Consider the following 24,809-nt stretch of genomic DNA (forward strand, 5'->3'; position numbering starts at 1 on the left):
TCCTTTACATAATCATTTTTCTCTCAGGCATATAACTTAAAGGAGGAGAACAGATTGAAAAAGCTTTTATCATTTTTATTTGTATTCATCTTAACACTCGGTCTTTTGGTCGGTTGCGGGTCAGGTGATTCTGGCGACAATGATGCGGCAAACAAAGCAAAAGACGAGGAAACAAACACAGAACAAACAGAAGAAACCGGGCAAAGTGATTTTCCAGTTACCTTAACAGATGCCATTGACAAAGAAGTAACACTGGAAGAAAAGCCGGAACGCATTGTATCATTAATTCCAAGTAATACGGAAATTGCTTTTGCGCTAGGATTAGATGAAGAGGTTGTTGGCGTATCTGATCATGATAATTATCCGGAAGCCGTACAGGAAAAGGAAAAAATCGGCGGAATGGAATTAAATATTGAGAAAATCATTGGTTTAAAGCCAGACCTTGTGCTTGCACATGCTTCCAGTGCACATAATGCTGAGGCTGGATTGCAACAGTTACGAGATGCGGGTATTAATGTATTTATTGTTGCCGATGCGCAGAATGTTGATCAGACATATGCATCCATTCAACAAATTGGTGACATAACAGGTACAACGGAAAAGGCAGAGGAAATTGTCGGTAACATGAAAGACGAGTTTGCAAAACTGGAAGAGAAGGCAGAAACGGTTAGTGAGGAAGATCGTAAATCTGTTTTCTTTGAAGTATCTCCTGCCCCAGAAATTTTCACTGCTGGGAAGAATACCTTTTTCGATAATTTATTGCAGATCATCCATGCAGAAAATGCAGCAAAGGAACAAGACGGATGGGTGCAAATCGATCCAGAGTCGATTGTAAAGCTTAATCCGGATGTGATTGTAACTACATATGGTCATTACGAGGAAAATGCCGAGGAGTCCGTATTGAGTCGTGATGGATGGGATAGTGTTACTGCAATAAAAAACGAATCTGTATATGATATTCATTCAGACTTGATTAGCCGCCCAGGTCCACGTTTAGTTGAGGGTGCAAAGGAGCTTGCGAAGGTTGTCTATCCGGACGTTTTTGCAGAGTAAATATATAATAGCATATGCCGTATCCATATTATTCCTTATCGCTGCCGCCATTACTGCCATATCTGTTGGTAGTGTGACAGTGCCGGTGGGGGATATTGTGCATGTGATAGCAGCCCATCTGTTCCATTTCCCGGTTTCCGATCAGGTGGATCCGATGTATGAAAATATCATTTTTCAAATTCGCTTACCTCGGGTGCTATTAGCAGGTCTAGTAGGAGCCTCTCTTGCAATTGCAGGAGCGGCTTTTCAAGGCTTGCTGCGAAATCCATTAGCAGATCCATACATTCTCGGGGTATCTTCAGGAGCATCTGTTGGTGCGGTTATTACTATATTTTTTAACATTAGTCTTCCATTCTTAGGACTCTATACCTTACCAGTTTTCAGTATTACAACAGCATTGGTTACCATTTTGATTGTGCTGTTCTTTGCTCGTAAAGTGGAAAAAACAATGCGGGTGGAGACAATTATTTTAACGGGGATTATATTCAGTTCTTTTTTAGGGTCATTTATTTCCTTGATGATTGCGCTTACAGGTGATCAGTTGGAAGCAATTATCGGCTGGCTGCTTGGCAGTGTATCCATGAGGGGATGGGACTATGTCGGGATTATTATTCCGTTCTTTATTGTGGGAGCCCTTTTGCTTATGATCAACAGTAAAGAGTTGAATGCCATGTCGTTTGGGGAAGAACGGGCACAGCATTTAGGTGTCGATGTGCAAAAAAGGAAACTGGTCATTTTAGCAGCTGGTTCGATATTAACAGGTGCTGCTGTTGCTGTTTCTGGAGCCATTGGATTTGTCGGACTGGTAATCCCACACTTAACACGGCTTTTATGGGGACCTGACCATGTTCACTTGCTTCCCTTATCCATTATTACGGGGTCCGGTTTTTTAATTTTAACCGATTTAGTATCCCGAACGATCATATCCCCACGTCTATTGCCGATTGGTGTAATTACCGCATTAATTGGTGCACCGGTATTTGCGATGATATTAATTAAACAACGAAAAGGAAGTAGAGGCGGTTTGTAATGTTGCATCTTGATCACGTTTCCGGAGGGTATGATGCGGAACCGATTGTCCAGGACATTCATTTTTCTGTAGACAAGGGAGAGTTCTTCGGTATATTGGGACCGAATGGAAGTGGCAAAACAACACTATTAAAAATGATTAGTGGGTTGCTGCCTTGTATAGAGGGCTCCATCTCGATTGGCGAGCAGCATATAGGTGATTTTTCACGAAAGGAGCTTGCCAAAAAAATGGCTGTCCTGCCACAGCTTACATCACATGCCTTCCCATATACGGTAAAGGAAACAGTAGCATTGGGAAGGTATGCACATCATAAAGGGCTTTTCCAGACATGGACAGCAGCTGATGAACAGGTTGTTCAGGAAGTGATGCAGCAAACAAAAATTATCTCCTTCCAGGATCAGTCTGTGCAGGAGCTATCTGGTGGGGAGCAGCAACGGGTGTTTTTGGCTCAGGCATTGGCCCAGGAACCGGAGATTTTGTTGCTTGATGAACCGACGAACCATTTGGATTTGGCCTATCAGAAAGAATTATTGGATTTATTGAAGCAAAGGGCAATCGAGCAAAAGCTAACTGTCATTTCTATTTTCCATGATGTAAATCTTGCGAGCCTGTATTGTGACCGGCTGCTATTATTATCACAAGGAAAGACAATGGCCTTACATGCACCGGATGGCGTCGTGACCGAGGCGATGTTAAAGGATGTATACCGAACAGATATTAAAAAGCATGCCCATCCGACGATAGCGAAGCCACAAATGCATCTTGTGCCTAAATATGAGGATGAGACGAATCATCAAGTTATCATCAATGCTTCTATGCTTGAATGCAGGGACGATCACATTGCTTTGCGTTCTCCGAAACCGCTTCGTACGCTCTCTTCCGGTGTATGTGGAGCAGGAATTGGTTGGTATCAGCATTTTGTGAATCGTCATGTTTCCAAGGACTATGATTGTTCAGATCATTATGAGGATATGCATGCATACTTGGAAAAGCATAGATTTGATACATCACAAACGGTTGGTATGATGACAGCTGTTCAACTAAAGGACGCAGCTTATGGAAGCTGGGAAAAAGAGAACTTTTCGTTATTAACGGTTGTAACAGCGGGTGTCGGTAACGCTACGGATAGTACAGAAGTAAAGGCAGCTGCCGGTTCCACTCCTCAGGGTACGATTAACACTTGGATTTTTATAAATGGAAAGCTATCTGAAGAAGCATTTATTCAGGCTGTGATTACAGCAACTGAGGCAAAGGCAAAAGTGCTTCAAGAGTTGGATATTCGGGATAAACGTACAAATACAGTTGCTACTGGAACCTCAACAGACAGTATATTAATTGCTGCAACACAATCAGGTGCAGATTTGCCCTATGCGGGAACAGCAACCGAGCTGGGAGAATTGATCGGAAAGAGTGTTTATACAGAAACAAAAAAAGCACTCAAAAATTATAAAAAGAGGGGAAATTATGATTCTGCATCATTTACTTAGCATCACATTTGCCCTGATTATTGACCGGCTCATTGGCGATCCACCAACATGGCCACATCCGGTGAAAATGATTGGCTCGCTTATTTTGCGGCTGGAGCGATTTCTTAACAAAGGAAAACATCGTAAAGCAAAAGGAACCGTCCTGCTTGTACTTATTTTAGTAAGCGTATTTCTTGTTACATGGGGAATTGTCCTGGCTGCTTATCAGATACATAGTATTTTAGGGATTGTGGTAGAAGCAATGCTTATTGCCACAACGATTGCTCAAAAAGGTTTGAAGGAAGCTGCGCTTGGTGTTTATCAACCACTGAAGGATGGCGACATGGAGAAGGCGAAGCAGCGTGTGTCTATGATTGTTGGCAGAGACACAGCGAATCTTGATGAAAGTGAAATTACGAGAGCTACAGTGGAAACAGTGGCAGAAAATTGTAGTGATGGCATTACTGCACCACTGTTTTGGGCATGTATTGGTGGTGCTCCGCTGGCCATGGCATATCGTGCAGTGAATACGTGTGATTCCATGGTTGGTTATAAAAATGAGCAGTATCTTTATTTTGGCTGGGCTTCGGCCCGTTTTGATGATGTTGTAAATTGGATTCCCAGCAGATTAACTGGCTTTTGCATGATGATGGCTAATCGCTCCGCAGTACTATCAAAAGGACAGGCATTATCGCAGCTTAGACAGGAAGCGAAGAAGCATCCAAGCCCAAATAGTGGCTGGGGAGAAGCAGCTGCAGCAATCCTTCTCGGTGTTCAGCTTGGTGGTGTGAATTATTATAAAGGAATAAAATCGGAGCGTGAACGGATGGGACAAGCTATTCACCAGCTGCAAAAAGAACATATTATACAGACGAATCGTATCATGGCGCATACGGTTTGGCTGTTTTTTATCTTGTTATGGATAGGAGGGGGCTGCATTGCACTTACCAGCACATGGAGCTAACACCCAGCATGTATATGAGGCGCTAGGGATGGAAGCACCAGACACCGTTATTGATTTCAGTGTAAACACCAATCCATTAGGTACACCAGCTTCCGTTCAAGACTGTTGGCAGGACTGGCTGCCCGCTGTATATGATTATCCAGATCCGCATTTTACCGAATTGAAGCAACAAATAGCCACGAAGGAAAAGGTAGAGCCTGCGAGTCTATTGCCGGGAAACGGTGCTGCAGAGCTGATTACATTAATTGCTCGTTTTCTTCAAGGTAAAAACGTTCTAATTGTCCAGCCAGCTTTTTCGGAATACGAAACCGCATGCCGGGCTGAGGATTGTCATATTTCTTATTTTCAGTTAGAGGCACCCGCGTTTACCGTGGATAAAGAAGCACTACATAAGAAGCTACAAGCTGCAGATGCAGTGTTTTTTTGTAACCCGAATAATCCGACCGGAATCGCATTTGACCAAAGCATAATGAATTGGCTAATAGAAACATGTGTGGAAGTGAAAACATTACTCATCCTAGATGAAGCCTTTTATGATTTTGCTCATCCACCTGTCACATCTATTCAGAAAGCGAGTAATTCCCCGTATCTACTTGTTCTTCGTTCGCTTACAAAGATGTACCATATTGCCGGATTACGTCTCGGCTACCTTGTTGGTGAGCCGGGCTTAGTGGAGCAAATCGGTAAACGGCAGTCCCACTGGGCGCTCAATGGCATCGCATTAAAAGCAGGAGTTGCTTGCCTTCAGGAGGTAGAGCATGTGAAGGATACAACCAATTTTATTGCAAATGAAAGAGACAGAGTGTTTCGTTTTCTTCAACGATCTGATTATATCCATAGCGCTTCTGGTGTGAATTTTTACTTGCTGAAGGATCCAGCAATGGCTTCACAAGAAAATTTATATCATTTTTTATTAGAAGAAGGTCTTGTATTAAGACATACATATAATTTTCCTGGCTTGGAAGGGGAATGGCTTCGTGCAGCAGTGAAAAAGGAAGCAGAAAACAATCAATTGATGGAGGCACTTGTGAAATGGAAGAGGGAAGGATGATTTTCATATCTGGCGGTGTACGCAGCGGGAAAAGTTCATTTGCAGAAAGAATGGCGACAGAGCTACATCTACAGCTACCAAACACAAAGCTCCATTATATTGCTTGTGGTGTGGCATCAGATAAGGAAATGACGGAGCGTATTGCTCGCCACCAAAAAGACAGACAAGCTTCCAATGCAAATTGGGAGACATGGGAATGTGCCTATGATGTGTATAAAATTGCTTCTGCATTTGGGAAGTCAGATATTTTGGTGCTAGATTGTGTGACCACACTACTTAATAATTACTTATTTGGCAGGGAAATGGAAGATACAGAGCAAGTCATGCAGCACATGTGGAAAGACATTAGCAGTCTAAGCAAGACGGGGGCTGAAGTTGTGCTTGTATCTAATGAAGTGGTACAAGGCGTTCCATATTCCTCCGAGCTTGTCCAACGGTATCAATATATTCTAGGTACGCTGCATCAACGAATTGTCAAGGAGGCGGACACTGCTTATCTCGTAGAAGCGGGCATCCCTGTCTGCATGAAAGGAGAAAAAGGATGAAAGGAATCATGATCCAAGGAACAGCATCCAATGTAGGGAAAAGCTTGCTTGCAACAGCGTTGTGCAGATTATATGTAAATAAGGGCTATGCGGTTGCTCCATTCAAGGCCCAGAACATGTCCAGTTTTACGATCCTGTTGGGAGAGGATGTAGAAATGAGTATTGCTCAATTTCAGCAGGCGCAAGCGGCTAGGATTGAGCCTTCTGTGTACATGAATCCAATTGTACTAAAACCGCATCCTCAGCAAGAAACAGAAGTCCTATTATTGGGGAAAGCTCAAGGAAAGCTTCAAGGAAGTACGTATAAGTCGGTATATTATGATCGTGCAAAACAAGTCATTCAAACAGGCCTATCCGAACTGGAGAAGAAGTATGACCTGCTGGTGATCGAAGGGGCAGGCAGTCCTGTAGAAATGAATTTAAAGGGACGGGATCTTGCGAATATGGCGATTGCTGAGCTCGCTGATGTTCCTGTTATTTTGGTTGCGGATATTGACAGAGGTGGTGCGTTTGCAAGCATTGTGGGTACACTGGAGCTGCTGGCACCGGAAGAACGAAAGCGAGTGAAGGGATTAATTATTAATAAATTTCATGGTTATATTACATCCTTTTCTTCTGGCAAAGAGTGGATCGAACAGTATACGGGGATCCCTGTACTTGGAGTGATCCCTGGGTTAAAGCATCACATCAAGGAGGAAGATGAGCTTGATGCCAATGACGGTCGGGAACTAGGCCTACCTACAGATGAGGATTATGACCAACTAGCAACACATGTGGAAAAATATATAGATTGGAAAAGACTACTAGCAATCAGTCTGGGTGAAACTCATGCTTCGTAGACTGAAGGATATCTTTATTGGCATCGGCATTAATTTGCAATTTTTTACGACCATCCCCTTACGCAGGGAACTACCAATGGAGCAGAAGCATGTATCGTATGCATTGTATAGTTTTCCGGTGTTAGGACTGATCCAGGGAGGTATTTATGCAATATTTTTATTCATTGCACAATCTCTCCCTTTATCGGGCTTATTGGTGGCGCTTGTTTTATGGCTTGTCCTCATTGCTTTATCTGGGGGAATCCATTTGGATGGTTGGATCGATACAAGTGATGCCTACTTTTCTTTTCGAGAAAAAGATAAGCGCTTAGAGATTATGAAGGATCCACGCGTTGGCGCCTTTGGTGTCCTTTCTGTTATTGTGTTTCTATTCGTACGATTTATTGTTTTATATGAATTAATTGGCTTTAACGAAGAAATGTATGTATGGGTCATACTCGTTCCTTTTCTTGGTAAAATGTTATTAGGTGCATATCTTCAAACATTGCCTGCAGCAAGAGAATCAGGGATGGCTTCCTTTTTTAAACAGGGAGCGAGGAAAGGCATTTGGGTTGTTTACGTTCTCTTTCTTTTATTAATGGGTCTGTTTCTTCTGTTTTATGCTAAAGAATTGCTTTTAGGATATGGCATTTTGGTTCTTACGCTTGTCCTGTTCGGCTATGGCATTGCTGGAAAAATAGTGAAGAATTTCGGGGGCATCACTGGTGATACGTTGGGGGCAAGCTCAGAAGGGATGGAATTGGCTTTATGGATAACGGTGTTGCTATTACACTCTTTCGCCATGGTGTGACACATGCAAATCTGGAAAAAAGATATGTGGGCTGGAGTGATCCACCAATTACAATGGAAGCAAAACAAGTGCTTATGGACATAGCCAATGCCTTGCCGAGGTTTGAATTCTGCATGACGAGTGATCTGAAACGTTGCACGGAAACTGCAGCCTGCCTTGCTCCATATGTATCTAGCATAGAAAGCAAAGCATTTAGGGAGCTACATTTTGGTAAATGGGAAATGCAAACATATGAAACGCTTTGCCAGGAAACAGCATATCGTGAGTGGCTGGATCATCCTTTTGAGGGGAAACCACCTGGGGGAGAACGTTTTACGGAAATGGAAGCACGCGTTGTGGCAGGCTGGGCTGTTATGAAGAAGCAGATCGATCAGGGGCAGTATTCCGAAAATCTGTTAGTAACACATGGCGGGGTAATCCGTCTGTTATTATCAACATTTACACGAGAAAAGAAACGTTTTTGGGATTGGCATGTACCACATCAACGTGGCATAAGATTATATTGGACTTTGGCGGATTGGAAGGAGGGGGATCAATGCACTTCGTTACAGGTGGTGCCTATAACGGAAAGCGAAAATGGGTGAAAAAGCATTATCCTACTGCATCCTATTGGTGCTCTGCGTATGATGGTGCCAAGATGGAACCTCCCGTTGAAGGAGAGGATCACTATGTGGTGGTAGTAGAAGGAGTGGAGCACTGGGTAGGGGCGCTTCTGGAGGAAGAGACAACGCTTTCAGCGGTTCGTGAAAAGATGGCAAAAGGGGTTCAAGCATGGCTGGAGTGGGAAAAGGAAAATGACAAACGAAAGCTTATTATCATCGGCACAGACATTTCTAAAGGCATTGTCCCGATAGAAAAACATGACAGAATGTGGCGAGATGGAGTAGGCTGGGTGTATCAGGACATAGCTGAACAAGCAGAAAAGATGGATGTAATTTGGTATGGCGTGGCACAGCAGCTGAAGTAAGATTTTATACTACTAACTAAAGGAGTGTTATCTATGCGATTATATACAAAATCAGGGGATAAGGGTCAGACAAGTGTTATCGGAGGCAGACTGGACAAGGATGATATCCGTGTGGAAGCATATGGGACGATTGACGAACTGAATTCTTTTGTTGGCAAAGCAATCTGTGAATTAGATCAGAAATTGTTTAAGGATATTATTGATGATTTGGAGAAGATCCAACACGAACTGTTTGATTGCGGTTCCGAGCTGTCCAATATTAAAAAGGAAAGAGAGCATAAATTAACCGAAGACCCTATCACATATATGGAAAATAAAATCGATGACTTTATTGAAGAAGCACCAGCATTAGAGCGCTTCATTTTACCAGGAGGCTCAGATGCAGCCAGCACCATTCATATTTGCCGCACTGTTGCAAGAAGAGCGGAACGAAAGATTGTTACCTTAATGAAAACAGAAGAAGAAGTTTCTCCAATTCCTTTAAAATATGTCAACAGACTGTCAGATTACTTTTTTGCTGTCGCACGAGTGATCAATGCTCGTCTGGAAATTCCGGATGTGGAATATATCCGTAGTGCTAAGGTTTTCCGTGGCAGTAATAAGAAGAAAAAAGAAGAATAGGAGCAGTTCTCAACATGAGTAATGCGATTATTTTGCCTTTAACAGCAACACAGGAAATGGTGATTGCTTCCGATAATAGTGGAGCCATCGGGGAAAAAGAACACGATGAAGTTCACGTTCCAAATACGGTTGTTGCCCATTATGCTTGCCGTGTCGCCATGATGGAGTGTATGGCAGTGAGAGGCGAACCGAGTGCGGTGGTCATGCAAAACTTTACAGATGAAATCGCCTGGGATGCTTATCAACATGGAGTTAGACAGGTGATGGAGGAGATTGATTATGGGAATTTGCCAATTACAGGAAGCACAGAAAGTAATTTTCCTGGACTGCAATCCGGCCTGGGATTAACGATAATTGGGAAGCGACCTGTTGAGGCAGCACCGGTTGCACTGTCTGGGGATGTGAAATTTGCTGTAATTGGAGTGCCGCTGGTAGGAAATGAAGTGGTCGAACAAGCTGATAAGATTGCTCCACTTCGCTTATTTAAAAAGCTTTGTGATATGGCTTTTGTTAGAGGTGTTGCACCGGTTGGTTCTAAAGGCATTGCAGCTACTTGGCAAAAGTGGACAAACAGAACCGCCGGGCATCTTAGTTGCAGTGAAGATATCTTGAAATCAGCCGGCCCGGCAACCTGTTTTATCATTGCCTTTGAAGCAGAAGATGCTGAGCTTATTGAGAGTGTTGCAGGGATACATTATCATGAATTGATTGTTGGGTAGGAGCAGGAAATCGTCCGGAGGTAGGGTTAATCCGCCGCAGAGGAAAGAAATCATCCGGAGGTAGGGTTAATCCGCCGCAGAGGAAAAAAATCATCCGCAGGTAAAATTAATCCTCCGCAATAGGAATAAACATATTTTAATACCCATAAATCAAGGGCAACAATGATAAATTGTATGCCCTTGATTTTCATTTATTTACTTAGCTTTTCCACGATTTCTTTATCCATTTCAATTGGATCAATCGCAAACTGATTTGCAGTGTTTAAGTTTATATGACAGTAGCCATTTGGATTTTTTTCTAAATAATCCTGATGAAATTCTTCTGCCTTATAAAAGTTTTCCAGTGGTTGCGCTTCAGTTACAATGGCATCCTTATAATATTCCTGCTCGCGCTCGATTGCTGATTTCACGACTTCTTCTTCAGCCGGGGTGGTAAAGTAGATGCCTGTTCGATATTGTACCCCGACATCATTTCCCTGCTTGTTTTTAGAGGTTGGATCAATGACCTGGAACAATCTGTCAATCAACGTATCCAAGGAAACACGCTCTGGATCATACGTAACCTCTACCGTTTCAGCAAAATTCTGATCGCCTTTAATGACATCCTCGTAGCTTGGATTTTTACCCTTACCATTGGCATAACCAGAAACAACTTGAGACACCCCGTAAATGCGATTCATATATGCTTCCACGCCCCAGAAGCAACCACCAGCAAAATAAATCTTTTTCAGGTCGCGTCCTTCATATTCTAAGTGATCATTAATATTTTTTACATCTGGTTTCAACATGTAACCATCTCCTTTTTCTGCAGGTTTGGGATCTGGATGATTATTCGTAGAACTACCGAGAGACATTTCCGAGCATGCCGCAAGAAAAATACAGCAAAATACAATGAAAAGCAATCTATAGGTAACATGCATATGAGGCACCTCTTTTCTTAGAATGGTAGAGAGCAAGTGGAGGAGCAATGTACGAAATTTTGGATGAGGGTCTTTATTTCCTTTATAACACAGAAAAGACCGTAGTGATACCATTTTGCTTTAAAAGGAGTGTCGTGGAATATTCTCTTCTTTAATAAAATATTGTATGATGGAAAGGGATACATACTATTTTGAATGTACAAATTATTTTCTGAGAGGCAGGTTAGAAAGTGAACTTGGTAGCATGGCTGATTGTTGTTTGTGAAATTAGTTTCTGGGTTTTTATCATTGCAGGATTAGTAACAAGATATATTTTTAATCAGAAAAAAGCAGGTCTCCTGTTGCTAGCTATGACACCATTGGTTGATGTGGTGCTGTTTATCGTAACCGGGATTGATATATATCGGGGCGCTGTACCTACCATCGCGCATAGTATCGCACCGCTTTATATTGCTATTTCCGTCGTTTACGGAAAAAGTATGATTCGCTGGGCTGACGAACGATTTCTTTACTATGTGAAGCGAGAAGGGCCGAAGCCAAAAAGAAGAATTGGTATGGATTATGCCAAGCTCAGCATGAAAGGGTCATTGCAGCATGTGCTGGCATACATGATTGGAGGAGCAATGCTGCTGTTCATGATCTATTATATTGGTACTGATGTTGATACAACAGAGCTTTGGGCAACCCTTAAAGTTTGGGGAATTATCGTAATTATAGATAATGTCATTTCCATGAGCTATTTCATTTGGCCACGGAAGGCATAAAAAGTAGTTATTATTTTTAAAAATAAAAAACTAATTATAAACAGTATAGGATTTCCTACTGAAAACAGTAATGTACTGTGATTATTAAACTTTATTTAAACAGGAACTTGGCCGGATAATGTTCGTTATCAGAAATCATTTTCCTTTTCCTCATTAATTAAAAAAGTCTTATCTTCGTTTGTTATTGGCTGATGGTTAATCTGTAGTTTCGAGTTCAGCAAAACTTTCCCGTTAGCCATTACTGACTCAGGTAAAACACATGGAATATTCCGGTCGATTACCTTTCCTTCTAAATCATAAAATAAATAACCTTCTTTTTGATCATAAATAAATGAGTTGATTTTCATATTTGGTGTAATGAGTAAAGTAATTTTCTCCTCATGATTCCACATGACCTTGATCAGGGTTTTCTTTTTCATTTTTTTTTCAACTAAAACTTTTAATGAACTAAGTGATACTGCTTCTTCCATTGGTATACCTCCAAGCATCTTGGTGCTATTTCTAGTTTAATAATCTTATTATATCCATAATTGGTCCGCCCACTCAAACGAGAGAGCCACATGCCGATATGAGACACGGCGGCTCCAAATGAGAGAGCCTCACGTCGATATGAGAGAGCCGCACACTCAAATGAGAGACTCACTCGCTCAAATGAGAGAGCGACGGCTCAAATGAGAGAGCCCCGCGCCGATATGAGAGAGCCGCCCACTCAAATGAGAGAGCCAAGCACCAATATGAGAGGCCCAGCACTAATATGAGAACCTCACCCACCTAAACCCCATAAACTTCCTTTACAGCTGCATACAAAATAGCTACACCGTTCATTAGTGCATTCTCATCAAATGTCATGTTGGGGTGATGAAGACCTGGCTTTAGGTCACATCCCAGGCCGAGCATGGTTGCTTTTAAGTCCGGGCGTTTAATGGTATAAAAATGAAAGTCATCGCCACCTGGTGTAACAAGTGGGGGGTCCACATACTCTCTTCCTAATACAGAAGCAGCAGCTTTTTCCATAATCTGAATGGCTTCCTCATTTGTTTCAGCTGCAGGGATTTTTTCCTTATGTGTAATAGCTACCTTTACATTATAAAGCCGATTCATTGCCTCAAGTATTTCTTCGACTTTCTTCTCCAGTTCATCCATGACCTGATTATCCTGTGCTCGCATGTCAATCGCAAAAGTGGCGCGCCCTGGGATAATGTTTGTACTCTTACCTCCAGCGCGAACATTTGTCATTTTTACCGAATGGGGAATACGCGGGTTTAGATGGATGTTACTAAGTAAGTTGACAATTTCTGCAATCACTTCAATGGCGTTAACATTTAAATGAGGCCTTGCTGCGTGAGCGTCATGTCCGCAAATTTCTTCCTTATATACAGTTGTGGCTCCATGGATAATGACAGGGGTTGCGTGTCCCATCGCAGTTTCTTCATATGGCCGAAGATGAATCCCGAATAAGTAATCCACCCGGTCGAGTCCACCTTTTTCCACCATTTTTAGTGCTCCGGCACCCTTTTCTTCCGCAGGTTGAAAAATAAACTTGATGGCGATGTTACTTTTTAGTGATGGATTTTCCTCCAACTTCCACAATAAGCCAAGCACCATCGCCATATGTGCATCATGTCCGCACGAATGGTTTGCCTGGAATTTACCGTTCACTTCTTGCCATAATGCATCCATATCGGCGCGGATGGCGACAACGGGGAGATTAGTATTAAAATTTCCATATTCACCAATAACACCTGTACAATCATCAAAGGTCGTTACATTACACCCATGATCCCTTAAAATGGAGGCAATATACTTCGTAGTTTCCGTCTCTTCCCAGCTTATCTCCGCATGCTCATGCAAGTAATGAAACGTGTTTGTCACACGCTCTTGAAGCTTACTCATTCTGATCCACGCCTTCCTCTGTATGTTAATATTTTATTCTATGAAAAATTTCCTCCAAAGCGCTCTATTTCGAATAGGTCACTTCAACTTTTTCATCGGTGGATTGAATGGAAATACCGCGGTATCCTTCACGGAGTAATTGCTGTTGTACTTCTGTTTGGTCCATGCCAACGGTTTTTGTTTGCATGGCTGGTGTGCTTCTTTTTGCCTCAAAATCCCGGAAAAGCACATATCGCAGCTTTCCATTATATTTTTCCTTTAAAGCAATGATGTCCATTCCCAAAGCGAGCTTGTCCTTTAAACTCGGGATGTTGAATGGGGCGACGGTTGTCGCAACATACCGAAAACGAGTCTTATCCACTTTTTCCAAAACGATCTTCCCCATATGCGTCTGCAGGCCATTTCCGCGAAAATCTGGATGAACCACAGTGATTTCCGAGTACATCATCGAACGTTTTGCCTCATCTGTAAGACCAGCATCTGCACCAAGATGCTCGGGATCGTCCAATGGCGGCACAAGCATAGCACGGAAGGCAATCAAGGTCTCGTTTACATAGGTACCAATCATAAAACCATTTCCAGTCAAAATATTTTCAAATTCCTCACTGGTTAAAGGTTGAAGGGAATCTGACTCTGATTGTGCTACAGCTTGTCTAACTACTTCCTGAAGCTGCAAAATTTCCTCCAGGTTATTCATTTCTAGAGAACGGATTTCAAATGGTTCCATGCTTAATCGCAGCATTCCTTTTTCAATATTCGGTTGTTCCACAATTATCTTACCTCCTTGGAATAGATAGTTAATGCATGTAAAACATCCTCGTTCACATCAATACCAAGGCCGGCTTTTTCGTTTAATTGGATAAAAGGTACATCGTAATGCAGGTTACCAATATCTTTGGAAAATTTTAATGGTCCAGTCAGCTCAACACTGCTAATTGATTTTTTGGAAAAGGCTACATGAAAACCTGCAGCAGAACCAACAGAGGATTCTACCATGGAACCAACCTGGCAATCAATACCAGCCATTTCTGCCATGGCGGCAAGCTTAGCAGCAGGGTACATGCCACCACATTTCATCAGCTTAATATTCACTTTATCAGCTGCTCGTTTTGCAATAATTTCCCGCATCTGTTTAAAACCGACAAGGGCTTCATCTGCCATGATCGGAGTGGAGGATTTTGCTTTTACTTCTGCGAGTGCATCGATGTCAACAGCAACTACCGGCTGCTCGAGCCAATCCAATGCTACATTTTTCAAGGCATCAAGTGCTTGTAGGGTCTTAGCTGCCGATTGCCACCCTTGGTTCACATCTACTCGAATCGCAGCCTTGTTACCAACACGGGCGCTCACCGCCTGGATGCGGGCAACATCGTCTGCAACGTCATAGCCGACCTTCATTTTAAAAGAAGTGTATCCTTTGGCGACACGGTCTTCTGCACTGGCTGCCATTTTTTCTGGTGTATCAATGCTTAACACATGTGTGACAGGAAATTTTTCATGATAACGGCCACCAAGCAACACATATGCAGGCACATGTAGTGCTTTTCCCACAACATCATAGCAGGCAATATCAATTGCAGCCTTCGCGGTTGGAGCACCTAAAATAGCTTTGTTCATCACATCATGTATTTTTTCCAAATTCATCGGGTTCTGCCCAATTAGTTGTGGAGCAAGTGTCTTTGTTATAATCTGAAATACACTTTCCACTGATTCTCCTGTTACATGTTCATCAGCAACCCCTTCCCCATAACCTACCCAACCATCCTCTGTCGTTAGCTTAACAATTACAGAGGGCATACTGTCATAAGAGGCATAGCTGATAACAAAAGGTTCAATTAATGGGAATTCAACTACAAAAACTTCTATGCTATGTATTTTCATATAAATCACCTTCATTTCTACCCAGCATCACCCTGAAGCTGGAGCGTATTCTTATAGGTTAAATATGAATGAATAAATTAGCAAGTGTCAATGGAAAGGAATGAAAACTAGTATAATTTTTAAGGGGGGATTTGATAGAGGTGGAGGAATGGGGGAAAGGTGGTAGGAGCGAGTGCAGCAATGAGAGAGCGCGCGCTCAAATGAGAGGGGCACCTGCTCAGATGAGAGAAAGGCGCACTCAAATGAGAGAACCGCACGTCCAGATGAGAGCGCCGCGCATCCAAATGAGAGAGTCACACACTCAAACGAAAGCGCATCCCTCTCAAGCAACTATTAGTCTCTCTTTCTAGCTCGATTCGACTCTTTCAATTCAGCTTTCTTCTCTTCTGATAGTTCAAATTTCACGACAGCAAATCCGATCATCACAATAATCATCAGCATCACACCAACACCGACAACAAGGTAGATCATCGTAAACCATTTACTAATGGTAGCTTCTGGGATCAACCCGGTCGTTACACTTGTTGGAATCAAGCTGACAAATGCATAATAGAAGGCGTCTAAGAAAGACCAGCCTTCGATTCGACTGTAGAACAGCGTCCCTGATAATAATATGATCGCTAAGGTAGCTAATAATAAACGCTTTAAGGTTATAAAGAAGGAAATCAATCAAAAACCCCCTTGTATTTTTATCTTATGTTCCCATAAACGGACTTTGAAATAGCTTCGTACCTAGCTATCCACACACGCCCTAACTGTAAAATATCAACTAATTCATGTATAATAACAGGTAGATCAGTAATTGAGGTGGTAGTTATGAACGGAAATAAGCAGTGGAAAGAAATAAGTATTAAACAAACATTAAGGGATATACTTGTTACATATTCGAAAGATGAACTTACAGAAATAAGAAAGTTTTTGGATATAAAAAATGCAAGCAGCTTAAAGAAGGCTGAGCTTATAGACTTGTTGGAAGAAACAATTCCAGAAAGGATAGAGAAGGTTTGTCTGATTTGGGATGAGGACCGATTTCAGCTATTACAAAAAATAGCCAAAAATGGTGGTTTCATTCCCGCTCCTGAACTGGAACCTGAGCAGTATAGTTATTTGCGCTCTACTGGATTTATCTTTACCGGAAAGAATAATGGTAAAAAGATACTCGCTGTGCCAACAGAAATAGTTGAGCAAATAAAATCATTACAAACAAACTTGCAAATAAAAGCAGCTATAAAAAGAAATACAGAATGGATCCAGCTTACCCAGGGGCTACTCTATTTTTATGGGACAATGAAAATTGATCATCTTGCTGAAAAGCTAACAGAGTATACAGGTGAATCAATTAATATCCAGGACTACCTTGAGGTTATTTTTGATGCTAACAAATATCATGATGAGATTTCGTTTAGTGCAGCCGGATTCTCCTATTGGAGAGTAGAGGACCCGGAAAGTGTAATACGAGAGCACAAAAAGAGAAAAGACGTCCCCTATTATCCATTTACAAAAAAGCAGGTTTTGCAAGCAGCAGAGCCAGGATATGTAGAAAAAAACGAAATGTACAAGCAGTTGGTAACATTTATTTTAAAAAATTACGAAGTGGATAGAGAAGAAGCTGAATCGATTGTTGCAGATGGAGTAGATTTTATTCAGGAAGGCATAGGCCCTAATGAGGTTATACACTATTTCAACGATATTTTCGAAGCTGATAGCAAAAAACAATTGCAAGCAATGATTGACAAAGTATCTCGGCTCATGAATCACACAAGGCAATGGGATTTGAAGGGGCACATGCCAATTGAATTGTCACATGTTGACAGATCAATTCTACGCCAATTACCTAATTATGAAGGTACTTCAAATCCAGCGGAAGCTAAGGTGAAAGTAGGTAGAAATGATCCATGCCCTTGTGGAAGTGGAAAAAAATATAAAAAATGTTGTTTGAATTAAGGGAGTGGACAGGCTTGGACTGTCCGTTCTTTTTTTTGTGGAGTAGATGGTTGTGCGGCGGGGTAGCTATCTAATGGACAAAACAGCGCTGTTCGGTATCAAAACTGTCCAATAGAAGCGGTCTAATGGACAGAATAGCGCTGATCCGTATGAAAACTGTCTAATAGAAGCGGTCTAATGGACAGAATAACACTGATTCGTATGAAAACTGTCTAATAGAAGCGGTCTAATGGACAGACTAGCGCTGATCCGTATGAAAACTGTCTAATAGAAGCGGTCTAATGGACAGACTAGCGCTGATCCGTATGAAAACTGTCTAATAGAAGCGGTCTAATGGACAGACTAGCGCTGATCCGTATGAAAACTGTCTAATAGAAGCGGTCTAATAGACAAAATAGCGCTGTTCGGTATGAAAACTGTCTAATAAAAATTCAGGCACAGTCAAGTTTCTATTAAATTCGATAAGCGAGCCTTAATAAAACTAGATTATCACCCAGCTTCACTCATACTCTTCCTTCTTCTCAGAAGGTTTCATATCCATTAACCACCATAAGCCTGTAGCGATCAACGATGCAATAAGTATTTCTGCGATTAAATCAACTGTAGGTTGATGTTGGTATAGTAAGTGAACGAGGCTTTGGCCAGCAGTAGAATAAATAAATATCTTTATATATTTCTGAAACTTTTTCTGTGGTAATTCGTAAAGAAAATACAACTAGTTTACTAAATTTTAAAATACTGAACTAAGATTGAATGCTTAAAAGGATGATTATAATGCCCATTGTACAGACGTTATTTATTCTATACACAGTAACCTTTTTGTTAATGTTTATCTTCATTTACCGTAGCAACAAAAATGAAACAGGGGAAGAGCATATGGGGCTAGTCATGGTTACTGTTGTTTCCGCATTACTTGCATTGGCACCAACAGCCCTATTTGCGATTATCTTATTTGCTCTCGTGGGTTCTGCGAATGTGGTGGATAGGGTGTTTAGCCTTCATGTAAACATCACTGATATCATTTTCTTTTCTATTGGAGTGCTTGTCTACCTATTTACAATTGATAGTATCATAGAAGCGATTGTAAAATATCTTGTTGGAAAAAATGGTTTCGATCACGCCATCGTATTGCTGACTCGAGTAGGGGCTTTTTACTTCATTGGCTTGTTTATTGGTTTAGATCAGACAAGCAGCTTTGTCATTGGGGGAGGAGTAGCGACCATTATTCTTGTGTTGGAGCTTTTATTTAAGCTGAGAAAAAATAAACAGAAGGAAAATTAACATTGCTTAATGATATCGAATAAAAAAGACCCACCCATGTCATGCATAGGGGGGCTTTTTTAGCTGTAACCTTCTCATGAAAACCAGTTAACCTTCTTCTTGCAGCTCTTCCTCTTGCTTAGGCGGGACGGCCCGATATACGACAAATGCCAGAATGACAGCAAGAATTGAAATGGCAAACGCGATGAAGTAGACCAACTCGACACCAGCAACCATCGCCTGATTAATGGTTGCAGGATCTTGCGGATTACTTGCTTGCCCCAAGAAGTGCAGCTGCCTTGCGTTCATGATGCTTATAAATACAGAAACACCAATGGCGCCTGCGACTGGCTGCAATGTTGTCATTACCGCAGTTCCGTGTGGATACAGATGCTTTGGCAATTGGTTTAATCCATTCGTTTCCGCAGGCATCATGATGGCGGAAACAGAAAGCATCAACAGAATATACCCGGTAATGACCACCCATATCGGTGTATCCACATCTAACCGGCTAAACATAAACACGGTACCGCTCAATACGAAAGTTGCTGGAATCATCAACCATCGCGGTCCGAACTTATCAAATAAATGCCCCATAAATGGTGACATGATCCCATTCAATATACTACCTGGCAACAAGATCAAGCCAGCAGTAGCAGCAGTTAACGCAAGCGGTCCCTGCATATAGATTGGCAAAATAATTTCAGAAGCGAACATGGACATGATAATAATCAAAAACATAATAACCGCATGGGCATACATTGGATATTTGAACACCCTTAAATCCATCACAGGCTCTTTCAATTTAAGTTGTCTTATCGAAAATAAAACAATACCCAGAATTCCTAAGATAATCGGGATTAGCACCCCAGGGCTAAGAAATCCTGCATCACTTTCTCCGGCAGCACTAAAGCCATAAATAATTGAACCGAAACCGATCGTAGAAAATACTAAAGAAAGAACATCTATTTTCGGCTTAGTCACTTCAGAGACATTAATTAAGAACTTGTAAGCAAATGCAATTGAAAAAACTGCGAATGGCAGCACGGTAATAAATAAGAAACGCCAGCCTAAGTATTCCACAATCACCCCAGATAAAGTCGGACCAATCGCAGGAGCAAACATGATCACAAGGCCAACGATTCCCATGATTTTTCCCCGTTTATGTGGAGGATAGATTAATAAGAATACATTAAAAATAATTGGCATGAGTAAACCTGTTCCTAAAGCTTGGATTAACCGACCAACCAAAAGAATGGAAAAGCTGGGCGCCATGGCACTAATCGCTGTCCCGATAGAAAAAACAGTCATCGTCCCCAGGAAAAGCTGGCGGGTGGTGAACCACTGTAGCAACAAGGCAGACACTGGTATAACAATTCCCATTACCAACATAAAACCAGTCGCCATCCATTGCACGGTAGGTAATGAAATATGGAATTCCTCCATTAATGTTGTTAGCGCAATATTTAACAACGTCTCATTTAGTATTGCAAAAAAAGCACCAATAATTAACGAAAGCATAATCGGCAATGTTTTTACATTGGGATCTTCTGATAAATATTCGTACTTTTTCGGTGTATGATCATCCTTCATCCAAAAACCCTCTCCATATATATTAAAAACCGCTCTCCGAAAGGCTAAAACAGATACTAAAGGAGAGGTGCAAATACCACGTGCTCCTCTCCTCTAATTATTGCAGAGAACAAATTATTTTATCCAGATAATTATAAAGGATTTTATCCACGAAGGGAATGAAAAGGTATTGTGAAAAGCAACCATTTATTTTTGCTGATAAGAGAGAATGTGGATTCACGGAGTTAAAAAGCTGGAGTGAATTATTTACATCTTCCTTTTTAATCGTGTAATCACAACACCTTGAATAATAAAAGTAATCTGCAGAAACAGTTCAGGGACGTATAACAACAGAATTCAGAACAAGTGACGATACGATCGACAACCCAATGGAAATAGTTGATGTTCATGTCCGATTTAAATTAAATAAAAAAGTTAACGATAATATCTTATTCAATAATGAAAAACATCTACATCTCAAGACAAATACTGGAGAACTGATTAGTCAACCAAACCAGTTTATGAGTAGTGTCATTAACATTTCTACATTAAAGAACACACAAGAAACTGGCATGGATAGTCATCTTCGTCAATTTACTTTTCTGTTAAAAAAAACGACTGCAAAAGAATTGAAAAACGCAACGTTACTTATTGATGCACCTGTTAATAGAAGTGGTGACTCACTTGGAAAGGATCTGGAAATTGAAATAGATTTTCACAAGGGGAATAGTTAATGCTTAGTTGCCCTTTCTAACGTAAATCATCCATTCATTTACAGAATAGTATGATACAATAAGTCTGAAATTGGAATTATTAGGTATTTAATTGAAACCTACCATAGAACGAAACGTATGAAAAGACGAGGAGAACATGATTTAGAAACATTGGAGGGGAAGTATGTGGTTTGAACGTCTCGATTGGGCATTGTTTACGGGGGTTTTTGTGGGAATAGTGATGTTTGTAATGGAAAGTTTGGTTAAAAACCCTCCTTGCCTAATAACGATTTTCGTTGCGGGAGGAGCGGCTTTTATTGGCGGATTGCTAGGTAATAAGCTTTTCCCGCAGAAGTGATTACATAAGGGAGAGGAGGGAGGCAAATGGAGTATAAATTAGATCATCAAAGGCTTCGTATGTTAATAATCGTTTTTCTTGTAATAAGCTGGAATGTTGTTACAGACTATTACGATTTTTCCTATTTGTTGCTATTCGTATTTTTATTGTCAGCCGTTATTCTGGGATCGTTTCACTTCCATTTCAAAATTAATGAAGATCAATTAATCTACAAAATTAGCTTTATGAAAATAAGGGTGTGGGAGAAGCACATCTATCCCAATCAAATCGAGCGATTGAAATTTATTCGTGTAAGCTGGGCAACAAAAGCAGCCATCATAAAAATAAATAATGGGTTAAACATACGATTAGCCGTTCTAGAGCCAAAAACGGGATATGATCACTTACTTGCATTTGCTGAAGAAAACCAGGTAGCTGTAGAAAAAACAAAGGATTATAGCATTCTGGAAAGATAATAAATTGAGCATGATGACTATAACGCTATGCTGAAAAATAGGAGATAGGAGAAAAATACATGATGGGATTATTGAATGTCGGGAGCCTGATACTAGGAATCGTTGCATGGGTTCTCCCAGTAATTAGCTTGTTAAGCTACGACAAAACGAAAGTGAAAAAGAGGCTGGTATTTTCAATCCTCAGCATTACCGCCTGTGCTTTAGCTCTTTGTTTTCAACTTATTTATAACTACCATCTAGTAAAAATACAAGACTGGGCTGCACTTTTGGATACTACAGGAGCCGTTGTTTTCGCCTCAGTCGTGTTGCTGAGTATTACTGTTTTACTAAACGCTATCGTCTACATCAAAACAGCAAAGTAAGTACATAACGAAACCGCACCCGAAAGAATGGGAGGAATTGTTTGGTTAAGGAAAACTCAAAGCCAGAAGTAATGATTTTAGGAACGTTTCATATGCGACAAACACCCGATTTAGAGGGTGTTGATCTTTCCACCATCTCAAATGAGGAAAGAGAGAATGAAATAAAAGAAGTTCTAAAGGCTATTCAAAAATTCAATCCAACAAAAATTGCGGTGGAAGTAGTAAAGGAAAAACAAGATGCTTTAAGTAAGGAGTATCACCAATTTTTACAAGGGGAATTGGCTCTGGAAGTAAATGAAGTGCATCAATTTGGGTTTAGAGCAGCGGCTGAATTACATCATAAGAACGTCTACGCAGTCGATTGGATGGGGAGTGGTAGTAATCTTGATTTAGGATCCGTTTTTGAATGGGGCCAAACCGAAAATCCTGAACTTTATCAGCAATTGAATGAATACTATCGCCCAAAATTAGAATTTCCAGCTGAAGCGAATATATTAAAATTGATTCAACTGTGTAATGATCCTGCAAGAATCAAACTCGATCATGAAATGTATTTGGCGATTGGTCGATTGCAGAAGCATACGGAATATATAGGAATGGACTGGTTAAGCTGGTGGTATCAACGAAATCTGACCATCTATTCCAATATAGCAGAGCTTACAAAAGAATCATCTGAGCGTACCCTATTAATCATAGGGTCAGCACATGTTCATCTCCTATCCCAATTTCTTAAAGAAAGCGGTTTATATGAGGTGGTGCCAGCAAATGAGTATATTTAGTAATGAAGCGGTCTATTTTCGTGTATGGATAAAGGTTAAGAAGAGACTGCTGACAACAATTCTAGCAATTATTGTTTTTGCCACATTGTTTTCTGCAATATCATATGTACCAAGTTCCCAACGTGAACCAAATGTTTACTATTTTGGCTTTTTAGAAACATTTCTATTTGTCGTTATCTATTCGGGACCTGTGTACTTTCTAGTAGGGTTACCTGCATCCATTATTATTGATAGGCTAGTACGTCGGCTCGTGAAGCGTTATGTTTGGAAGAAGTACTTTATCCAGTTGGGTTTATATTCCTTGGCAGGCGTTCTTGCTGGCTTTGTACTTAGTTTGTTTTCGGGAGGCACTCTCAGCAAAGAAGAAGTTTTACCACTTGCTATATTGGGATTAGCAGCAGCAATTATCTATTTTCATGTATCTTTATTGGTTTCGAAAATTAGAGTAAAAGAGAAACAGCAAGCCAGTGGAACAGAAAAAAAGAAGGAGGACTAATAATGACAAAACATAAAATTTATACGATGCCAGTAGCTAACGTATATCCACATTATATTAACAAGGCAGAAAGAAAAGGAAGAACTAAATCAGAAGTCGATGAAATTATACAATGGCTGACAGGTTACAGTCAGGAACAATTGAAGATCTTGTTAGAAAACGAGACGGACTTTGAGACCTTTTTTGCTGAAGCTCCTGCCTTAAACCCTTCCCGAGAAGCAATCAAAGGTGTAATTTGTGGTGTGCGTGTGGAGGATATCGAAGAACCAACCATGCAGGAGATCCGCTATTTGGATAAGTTGGTCGATGAATTAGCAAAAGGCAAATCAATGGATAAAATATTACGAAAGTAAAAACCAGTAGAACATTGGAAATTACAATGAATTAGTAAGACGTAAAAATGCGTTAGCCAACCTTAGGAGGCATTTTAATGGGAATATTAATTGCATTTCTTCCAACAATCTCTGTTTTAGTTACTGTTATGCTTGGTTTGATTTTTATTTCACTAGGTCTTTGGGAATTGAGAAAAGGAGAAAATCGAAATCAATATGTAAAATTTATGCTTACAGGCTTCTTAATCATATTTATCATTTCCCCATTAATATGGGTAACTATCTTGCAACTAACTTTTAGATTTTGATTATAGGAAGTACAGCGCAACGCTTGTAGTTTAACAGCAACGGAAAAGTAGATTTGTACATTTTTATTAAAAGGAGGCCCGGTATTGGATTTTTTAATCACGGTAGCGACCGTTATGGGTATCACTTTCCTAATCCTTTTTTTGGCCTATGTAAAAACACTTAGAGAGAAAGATCAGGATGATGAAGCAAAGTAATTTTGATTGTATTTAAGGAGATTAAACATGGACAATTGTGTATTCTGCAAGCCGGAATTAGAACCAAGTCAAAACATCGTTTTTAGCAATGATCACTGCCTGTTTTTACAGCTGGAAAGCTCACAGATAAAAGGAATTAACTTAGAAGGAGCAGGAATAATTGTACCCAAAAAACATCGGGTAACTGCATTTGATTTAACAGAGGAAGAATGGAATGCCACATACCGCTTACTTCAAGAAGTTAAACAATACATTGATAAGAAGCATCACCCTGATGGATACAATCTTGGCTGGAATTGTGGGGAAGTCGGTGGCCAACATATTTTCCATGCCCATTTTCATGTTTTACCACGATACAAAGATGAGCCGCTTGCCGGAAAAGGAATCCGGTATATGTTTAAAGGAGAAGCAAATCAGAGAAAAACTGGGAAGTAGCTTGTTTATCGAGTTCGAAAAGTATGGCCAGCCACTAACTAAATAAAGAAGTACCGTTCTATTTAGAAGTGTTTAAACAAATTAATAGATTTTGGGG

General features: G+C 40.7%; 31 protein-coding genes. 24 read left to right on the plus strand and 7 right to left on the minus strand.

The genetic code is table 11. The features are described from left to right. Positions 1-54: 54 nt before the first annotated feature. From X953_RS05825 to X953_RS05880, 12 genes are read left to right on the plus strand one after another with little or no spacing between them, the layout of a single operon-like run. The gene (locus X953_RS05825; RefSeq protein ID WP_040954747.1) at positions 55-1,053 is read left to right on the plus strand and encodes an ABC transporter substrate-binding protein; all 999 of its coding nucleotides are present in this window, start codon (positions 55-57) and stop codon (positions 1,051-1,053) included. Next, positions 1,016-2,083, plus strand: a complete 1,068-nt coding sequence (locus X953_RS05830) for an iron ABC transporter permease (RefSeq protein ID WP_040954748.1) — start codon at positions 1,016-1,018, stop codon at positions 2,081-2,083. Before X953_RS05825 ends, X953_RS05830 begins: the two co-directional genes overlap by 38 nt. Further along, complete coding sequence (locus X953_RS05835) at positions 2,083-3,570, plus strand: adenosylcobinamide amidohydrolase (protein WP_040954749.1); 1,488 nt, start codon at positions 2,083-2,085, stop codon at positions 3,568-3,570. Before X953_RS05830 ends, X953_RS05835 begins: the two co-directional genes overlap by 1 nt. Then, positions 3,548-4,513 (plus strand): adenosylcobinamide-phosphate synthase CbiB, encoded by a 966-nt coding sequence (gene cbiB, locus X953_RS05840; protein ID WP_040954750.1) that lies wholly within the window; start codon positions 3,548-3,550, stop codon positions 4,511-4,513. Before X953_RS05835 ends, cbiB begins: the two co-directional genes overlap by 23 nt. Then, positions 4,488-5,564, plus strand: coding sequence for a threonine-phosphate decarboxylase CobD (gene cobD, locus X953_RS05845; RefSeq protein ID WP_040954751.1), 1,077 nt, complete (start codon positions 4,488-4,490; stop codon positions 5,562-5,564). The genes cbiB and cobD overlap by 26 nt, the downstream gene beginning before the upstream one ends. Continuing rightward, positions 5,546-6,109, plus strand: a complete 564-nt coding sequence (locus X953_RS05850) for a bifunctional adenosylcobinamide kinase/adenosylcobinamide-phosphate guanylyltransferase (protein ID WP_040954752.1) — start codon at positions 5,546-5,548, stop codon at positions 6,107-6,109. The genes cobD and X953_RS05850 overlap by 19 nt, the downstream gene beginning before the upstream one ends. Next, entirely contained in the window at positions 6,106-6,948 is an 843-nt protein-coding gene (locus X953_RS05855) for a cobyric acid synthase (RefSeq protein ID WP_052350058.1), read from the plus strand. Before X953_RS05850 ends, X953_RS05855 begins: the two co-directional genes overlap by 4 nt. Further along, the gene (cobS, locus tag X953_RS05860) at positions 6,938-7,738 is read left to right on the plus strand and encodes an adenosylcobinamide-GDP ribazoletransferase (RefSeq protein ID WP_040954753.1); all 801 of its coding nucleotides are present in this window, start codon (positions 6,938-6,940) and stop codon (positions 7,736-7,738) included. Before X953_RS05855 ends, cobS begins: the two co-directional genes overlap by 11 nt. Then, positions 7,696-8,322, plus strand: coding sequence for a histidine phosphatase family protein (locus X953_RS05865; protein ID WP_040954754.1), 627 nt, complete (start codon positions 7,696-7,698; stop codon positions 8,320-8,322). Before cobS ends, X953_RS05865 begins: the two co-directional genes overlap by 43 nt. Beyond that, positions 8,274-8,705: a bifunctional adenosylcobinamide kinase/adenosylcobinamide-phosphate guanylyltransferase gene (locus X953_RS05870; RefSeq protein WP_040954755.1), complete on the plus strand. Its 432-nt coding sequence runs from the start codon at positions 8,274-8,276 to the stop codon at positions 8,703-8,705. Before X953_RS05865 ends, X953_RS05870 begins: the two co-directional genes overlap by 49 nt. Before the next feature lie 33 nt (positions 8,706-8,738). Then, positions 8,739-9,326 carry a cob(I)yrinic acid a,c-diamide adenosyltransferase gene (locus X953_RS05875; RefSeq protein WP_040954756.1) on the plus strand — a complete coding sequence of 196 codons (588 nt, stop codon included), beginning with the start codon at positions 8,739-8,741 and terminating at the stop codon, positions 9,324-9,326. Positions 9,327-9,340: 14 nt separating this feature from the next. Next, positions 9,341-10,045, plus strand: coding sequence for a hypothetical protein (locus X953_RS05880; protein WP_040954757.1), 705 nt, complete (start codon positions 9,341-9,343; stop codon positions 10,043-10,045). A 191-nt stretch (positions 10,046-10,236) separates the two neighbouring features. Here X953_RS05880 and msrA read toward each other — a convergent pair whose 3' ends face one another. Next, a complete protein-coding gene (msrA, locus tag X953_RS05885; RefSeq protein ID WP_232217778.1) occupies positions 10,237-10,833 on the minus strand; it encodes a peptide-methionine (S)-S-oxide reductase MsrA in 597 nt (198 codons plus the stop codon). 362 nt (positions 10,834-11,195) lie between these two features. Between msrA and X953_RS05890 the strand changes: the two genes are divergently transcribed. Beyond that, the gene (locus tag X953_RS05890; protein ID WP_040954758.1) at positions 11,196-11,729 is read left to right on the plus strand and encodes a hypothetical protein; all 534 of its coding nucleotides are present in this window, start codon (positions 11,196-11,198) and stop codon (positions 11,727-11,729) included. A 128-nt stretch (positions 11,730-11,857) separates the two neighbouring features. Here the strand turns inward: X953_RS05890 and X953_RS05895 are convergent, their stop codons facing one another. The 5 genes from X953_RS05895 to X953_RS05920 form a co-directional block, all read right to left on the minus strand. Continuing rightward, the gene (locus X953_RS05895) at positions 11,858-12,199 is read right to left on the minus strand and encodes a hypothetical protein (protein ID WP_040954759.1); all 342 of its coding nucleotides are present in this window, start codon (positions 12,197-12,199) and stop codon (positions 11,858-11,860) included. Positions 12,200-12,500: 301 nt separating this feature from the next. Beyond that, a complete protein-coding gene (locus X953_RS05900) occupies positions 12,501-13,622 on the minus strand; it encodes a M20 peptidase aminoacylase family protein (protein WP_040954760.1) in 1,122 nt (373 codons plus the stop codon). A gap of 64 nt (positions 13,623-13,686) precedes the next feature. Next, positions 13,687-14,391 carry a hypothetical protein gene (locus tag X953_RS05905; protein ID WP_084715631.1) on the minus strand — a complete coding sequence of 235 codons (705 nt, stop codon included), beginning with the start codon at positions 14,389-14,391 and terminating at the stop codon, positions 13,687-13,689. Positions 14,392-14,393: 2 nt separating this feature from the next. Continuing rightward, entirely contained in the window at positions 14,394-15,503 is a 1,110-nt protein-coding gene (locus X953_RS05910) for a mandelate racemase/muconate lactonizing enzyme family protein (protein ID WP_040954761.1), read from the minus strand. A gap of 333 nt (positions 15,504-15,836) precedes the next feature. Further along, positions 15,837-16,172, minus strand: coding sequence for a potassium channel family protein (locus tag X953_RS05920; protein ID WP_084715632.1), 336 nt, complete (start codon positions 16,170-16,172; stop codon positions 15,837-15,839). Positions 16,173-16,319: 147 nt separating this feature from the next. Between X953_RS05920 and X953_RS20435 the strand changes: the two genes are divergently transcribed. After that, positions 16,320-17,447, plus strand: a complete 1,128-nt coding sequence (locus X953_RS20435) for an SEC-C metal-binding domain-containing protein (RefSeq protein WP_040954763.1) — start codon at positions 16,320-16,322, stop codon at positions 17,445-17,447. Between the two features lie 774 nt (positions 17,448-18,221). Further along, the gene (locus X953_RS05930; RefSeq protein ID WP_040954764.1) at positions 18,222-18,728 is read left to right on the plus strand and encodes a hypothetical protein; all 507 of its coding nucleotides are present in this window, start codon (positions 18,222-18,224) and stop codon (positions 18,726-18,728) included. 87 nt (positions 18,729-18,815) lie between these two features. Here X953_RS05930 and X953_RS05935 read toward each other — a convergent pair whose 3' ends face one another. After that, complete coding sequence (locus X953_RS05935) at positions 18,816-20,300, minus strand: MDR family MFS transporter (RefSeq protein WP_052350059.1); 1,485 nt, start codon at positions 20,298-20,300, stop codon at positions 18,816-18,818. Positions 20,301-20,668: 368 nt separating this feature from the next. On the opposite strand from X953_RS05935, the gene X953_RS05940 reads away from it, so the two are divergent. The 9 genes from X953_RS05940 to X953_RS05975 all read left to right on the plus strand — a co-directional run bounded on the left by X953_RS05940 (position 20,669) and on the right by X953_RS05975 (position 24,712). After that, the gene (locus X953_RS05940) at positions 20,669-21,013 is read left to right on the plus strand and encodes a hypothetical protein (RefSeq protein ID WP_040954765.1); all 345 of its coding nucleotides are present in this window, start codon (positions 20,669-20,671) and stop codon (positions 21,011-21,013) included. Between the two features lie 163 nt (positions 21,014-21,176). Then, the gene (locus tag X953_RS20010; RefSeq protein ID WP_198023319.1) at positions 21,177-21,350 is read left to right on the plus strand and encodes a hypothetical protein; all 174 of its coding nucleotides are present in this window, start codon (positions 21,177-21,179) and stop codon (positions 21,348-21,350) included. Between the two features lie 26 nt (positions 21,351-21,376). Next, positions 21,377-21,805 carry a hypothetical protein gene (locus X953_RS05945; protein WP_040954766.1) on the plus strand — a complete coding sequence of 143 codons (429 nt, stop codon included), beginning with the start codon at positions 21,377-21,379 and terminating at the stop codon, positions 21,803-21,805. 59 nt (positions 21,806-21,864) lie between these two features. Further along, positions 21,865-22,167 (plus strand): hypothetical protein, encoded by a 303-nt coding sequence (locus X953_RS05950; RefSeq protein WP_040954767.1) that lies wholly within the window; start codon positions 21,865-21,867, stop codon positions 22,165-22,167. A 41-nt stretch (positions 22,168-22,208) separates the two neighbouring features. Next, a complete protein-coding gene (locus X953_RS05955; RefSeq protein WP_040954768.1) occupies positions 22,209-22,946 on the plus strand; it encodes a DUF5694 domain-containing protein in 738 nt (245 codons plus the stop codon). Continuing rightward, entirely contained in the window at positions 22,933-23,442 is a 510-nt protein-coding gene (locus X953_RS05960; RefSeq protein WP_052350060.1) for a hypothetical protein, read from the plus strand. Before X953_RS05955 ends, X953_RS05960 begins: the two co-directional genes overlap by 14 nt. A gap of 2 nt (positions 23,443-23,444) precedes the next feature. Next, positions 23,445-23,795: a DUF2200 domain-containing protein gene (locus tag X953_RS05965; RefSeq protein WP_040954769.1), complete on the plus strand. Its 351-nt coding sequence runs from the start codon at positions 23,445-23,447 to the stop codon at positions 23,793-23,795. Positions 23,796-23,872: 77 nt separating this feature from the next. Next, entirely contained in the window at positions 23,873-24,082 is a 210-nt protein-coding gene (locus X953_RS05970; protein WP_040954770.1) for a hypothetical protein, read from the plus strand. 222 nt (positions 24,083-24,304) lie between these two features. Continuing rightward, on the plus strand, positions 24,305-24,712 hold the full coding sequence (locus X953_RS05975; RefSeq protein ID WP_040954771.1) for an HIT family protein: 408 nt from the start codon (positions 24,305-24,307) through the stop codon (positions 24,710-24,712). Positions 24,713-24,809 lie beyond the last annotated feature (97 nt).

It is taken from the genome of Virgibacillus sp. SK37 (genome assembly GCF_000725285.1).
In the GTDB taxonomy this organism is placed as follows: Bacteria; Bacillota; Bacilli; order Bacillales; family Amphibacillaceae; genus Virgibacillus_Q.

What these genes read in the sequence shown, in the direction of transcription:
- X953_RS05835 (WP_040954749.1), top strand. Translation starts at nt 2,083, where the DNA reads ATGTTGCATCTTGATCACGTTTCCGGAGGGTATGATGCGGAACCGATT.
- cbiB (WP_040954750.1), top strand. Translation starts at nt 3,548, where the DNA reads ATGATTCTGCATCATTTACTTAGCATCACATTTGCCCTGATTATTGAC.
- X953_RS05850 (WP_040954752.1), top strand. Translation starts at nt 5,546, where the DNA reads ATGGAAGAGGGAAGGATGATTTTCATATCTGGCGGTGTACGCAGCGGG.
- X953_RS05855 (WP_052350058.1), top strand. Translation starts at nt 6,106, where the DNA reads ATGAAAGGAATCATGATCCAAGGAACAGCATCCAATGTAGGGAAAAGC.
- cobS (WP_040954753.1), top strand. Translation starts at nt 6,938, where the DNA reads ATGCTTCGTAGACTGAAGGATATCTTTATTGGCATCGGCATTAATTTG.
- X953_RS05865 (WP_040954754.1), top strand. Translation starts at nt 7,696, where the DNA reads ATGGATAACGGTGTTGCTATTACACTCTTTCGCCATGGTGTGACACAT.
- X953_RS05870 (WP_040954755.1), top strand. Translation starts at nt 8,274, where the DNA reads ATGCACTTCGTTACAGGTGGTGCCTATAACGGAAAGCGAAAATGGGTG.
- X953_RS05875 (WP_040954756.1), top strand. Translation starts at nt 8,739, where the DNA reads ATGCGATTATATACAAAATCAGGGGATAAGGGTCAGACAAGTGTTATC.
- X953_RS05880 (WP_040954757.1), top strand. Translation starts at nt 9,341, where the DNA reads ATGAGTAATGCGATTATTTTGCCTTTAACAGCAACACAGGAAATGGTG.
- msrA (WP_232217778.1), bottom strand. Translation starts at nt 10,833, where the DNA reads ATGTTGAAACCAGATGTAAAAAATATTAATGATCACTTAGAATATGAA.
- X953_RS05895 (WP_040954759.1), bottom strand. Translation starts at nt 12,199, where the DNA reads ATGGAAGAAGCAGTATCACTTAGTTCATTAAAAGTTTTAGTTGAAAAA.
- X953_RS05900 (WP_040954760.1), bottom strand. Translation starts at nt 13,622, where the DNA reads ATGAGTAAGCTTCAAGAGCGTGTGACAAACACGTTTCATTACTTGCAT.
- X953_RS05910 (WP_040954761.1), bottom strand. Translation starts at nt 15,503, where the DNA reads ATGAAAATACATAGCATAGAAGTTTTTGTAGTTGAATTCCCATTAATT.
- X953_RS20435 (WP_040954763.1), top strand. Translation starts at nt 16,320, where the DNA reads ATGAACGGAAATAAGCAGTGGAAAGAAATAAGTATTAAACAAACATTA.
- X953_RS05930 (WP_040954764.1), top strand. Translation starts at nt 18,222, where the DNA reads ATGCCCATTGTACAGACGTTATTTATTCTATACACAGTAACCTTTTTG.
- X953_RS05935 (WP_052350059.1), bottom strand. Translation starts at nt 20,300, where the DNA reads ATGAAGGATGATCATACACCGAAAAAGTACGAATATTTATCAGAAGAT.
- X953_RS05940 (WP_040954765.1), top strand. Translation starts at nt 20,669, where the DNA reads ATGGAAATAGTTGATGTTCATGTCCGATTTAAATTAAATAAAAAAGTT.
- X953_RS20010 (WP_198023319.1), top strand. Translation starts at nt 21,177, where the DNA reads ATGTGGTTTGAACGTCTCGATTGGGCATTGTTTACGGGGGTTTTTGTG.
- X953_RS05945 (WP_040954766.1), top strand. Translation starts at nt 21,377, where the DNA reads ATGGAGTATAAATTAGATCATCAAAGGCTTCGTATGTTAATAATCGTT.
- X953_RS05950 (WP_040954767.1), top strand. Translation starts at nt 21,865, where the DNA reads ATGATGGGATTATTGAATGTCGGGAGCCTGATACTAGGAATCGTTGCA.
- X953_RS05960 (WP_052350060.1), top strand. Translation starts at nt 22,933, where the DNA reads ATGAGTATATTTAGTAATGAAGCGGTCTATTTTCGTGTATGGATAAAG.
- X953_RS05965 (WP_040954769.1), top strand. Translation starts at nt 23,445, where the DNA reads ATGACAAAACATAAAATTTATACGATGCCAGTAGCTAACGTATATCCA.
- X953_RS05970 (WP_040954770.1), top strand. Translation starts at nt 23,873, where the DNA reads ATGGGAATATTAATTGCATTTCTTCCAACAATCTCTGTTTTAGTTACT.
- X953_RS05975 (WP_040954771.1), top strand. Translation starts at nt 24,305, where the DNA reads ATGGACAATTGTGTATTCTGCAAGCCGGAATTAGAACCAAGTCAAAAC.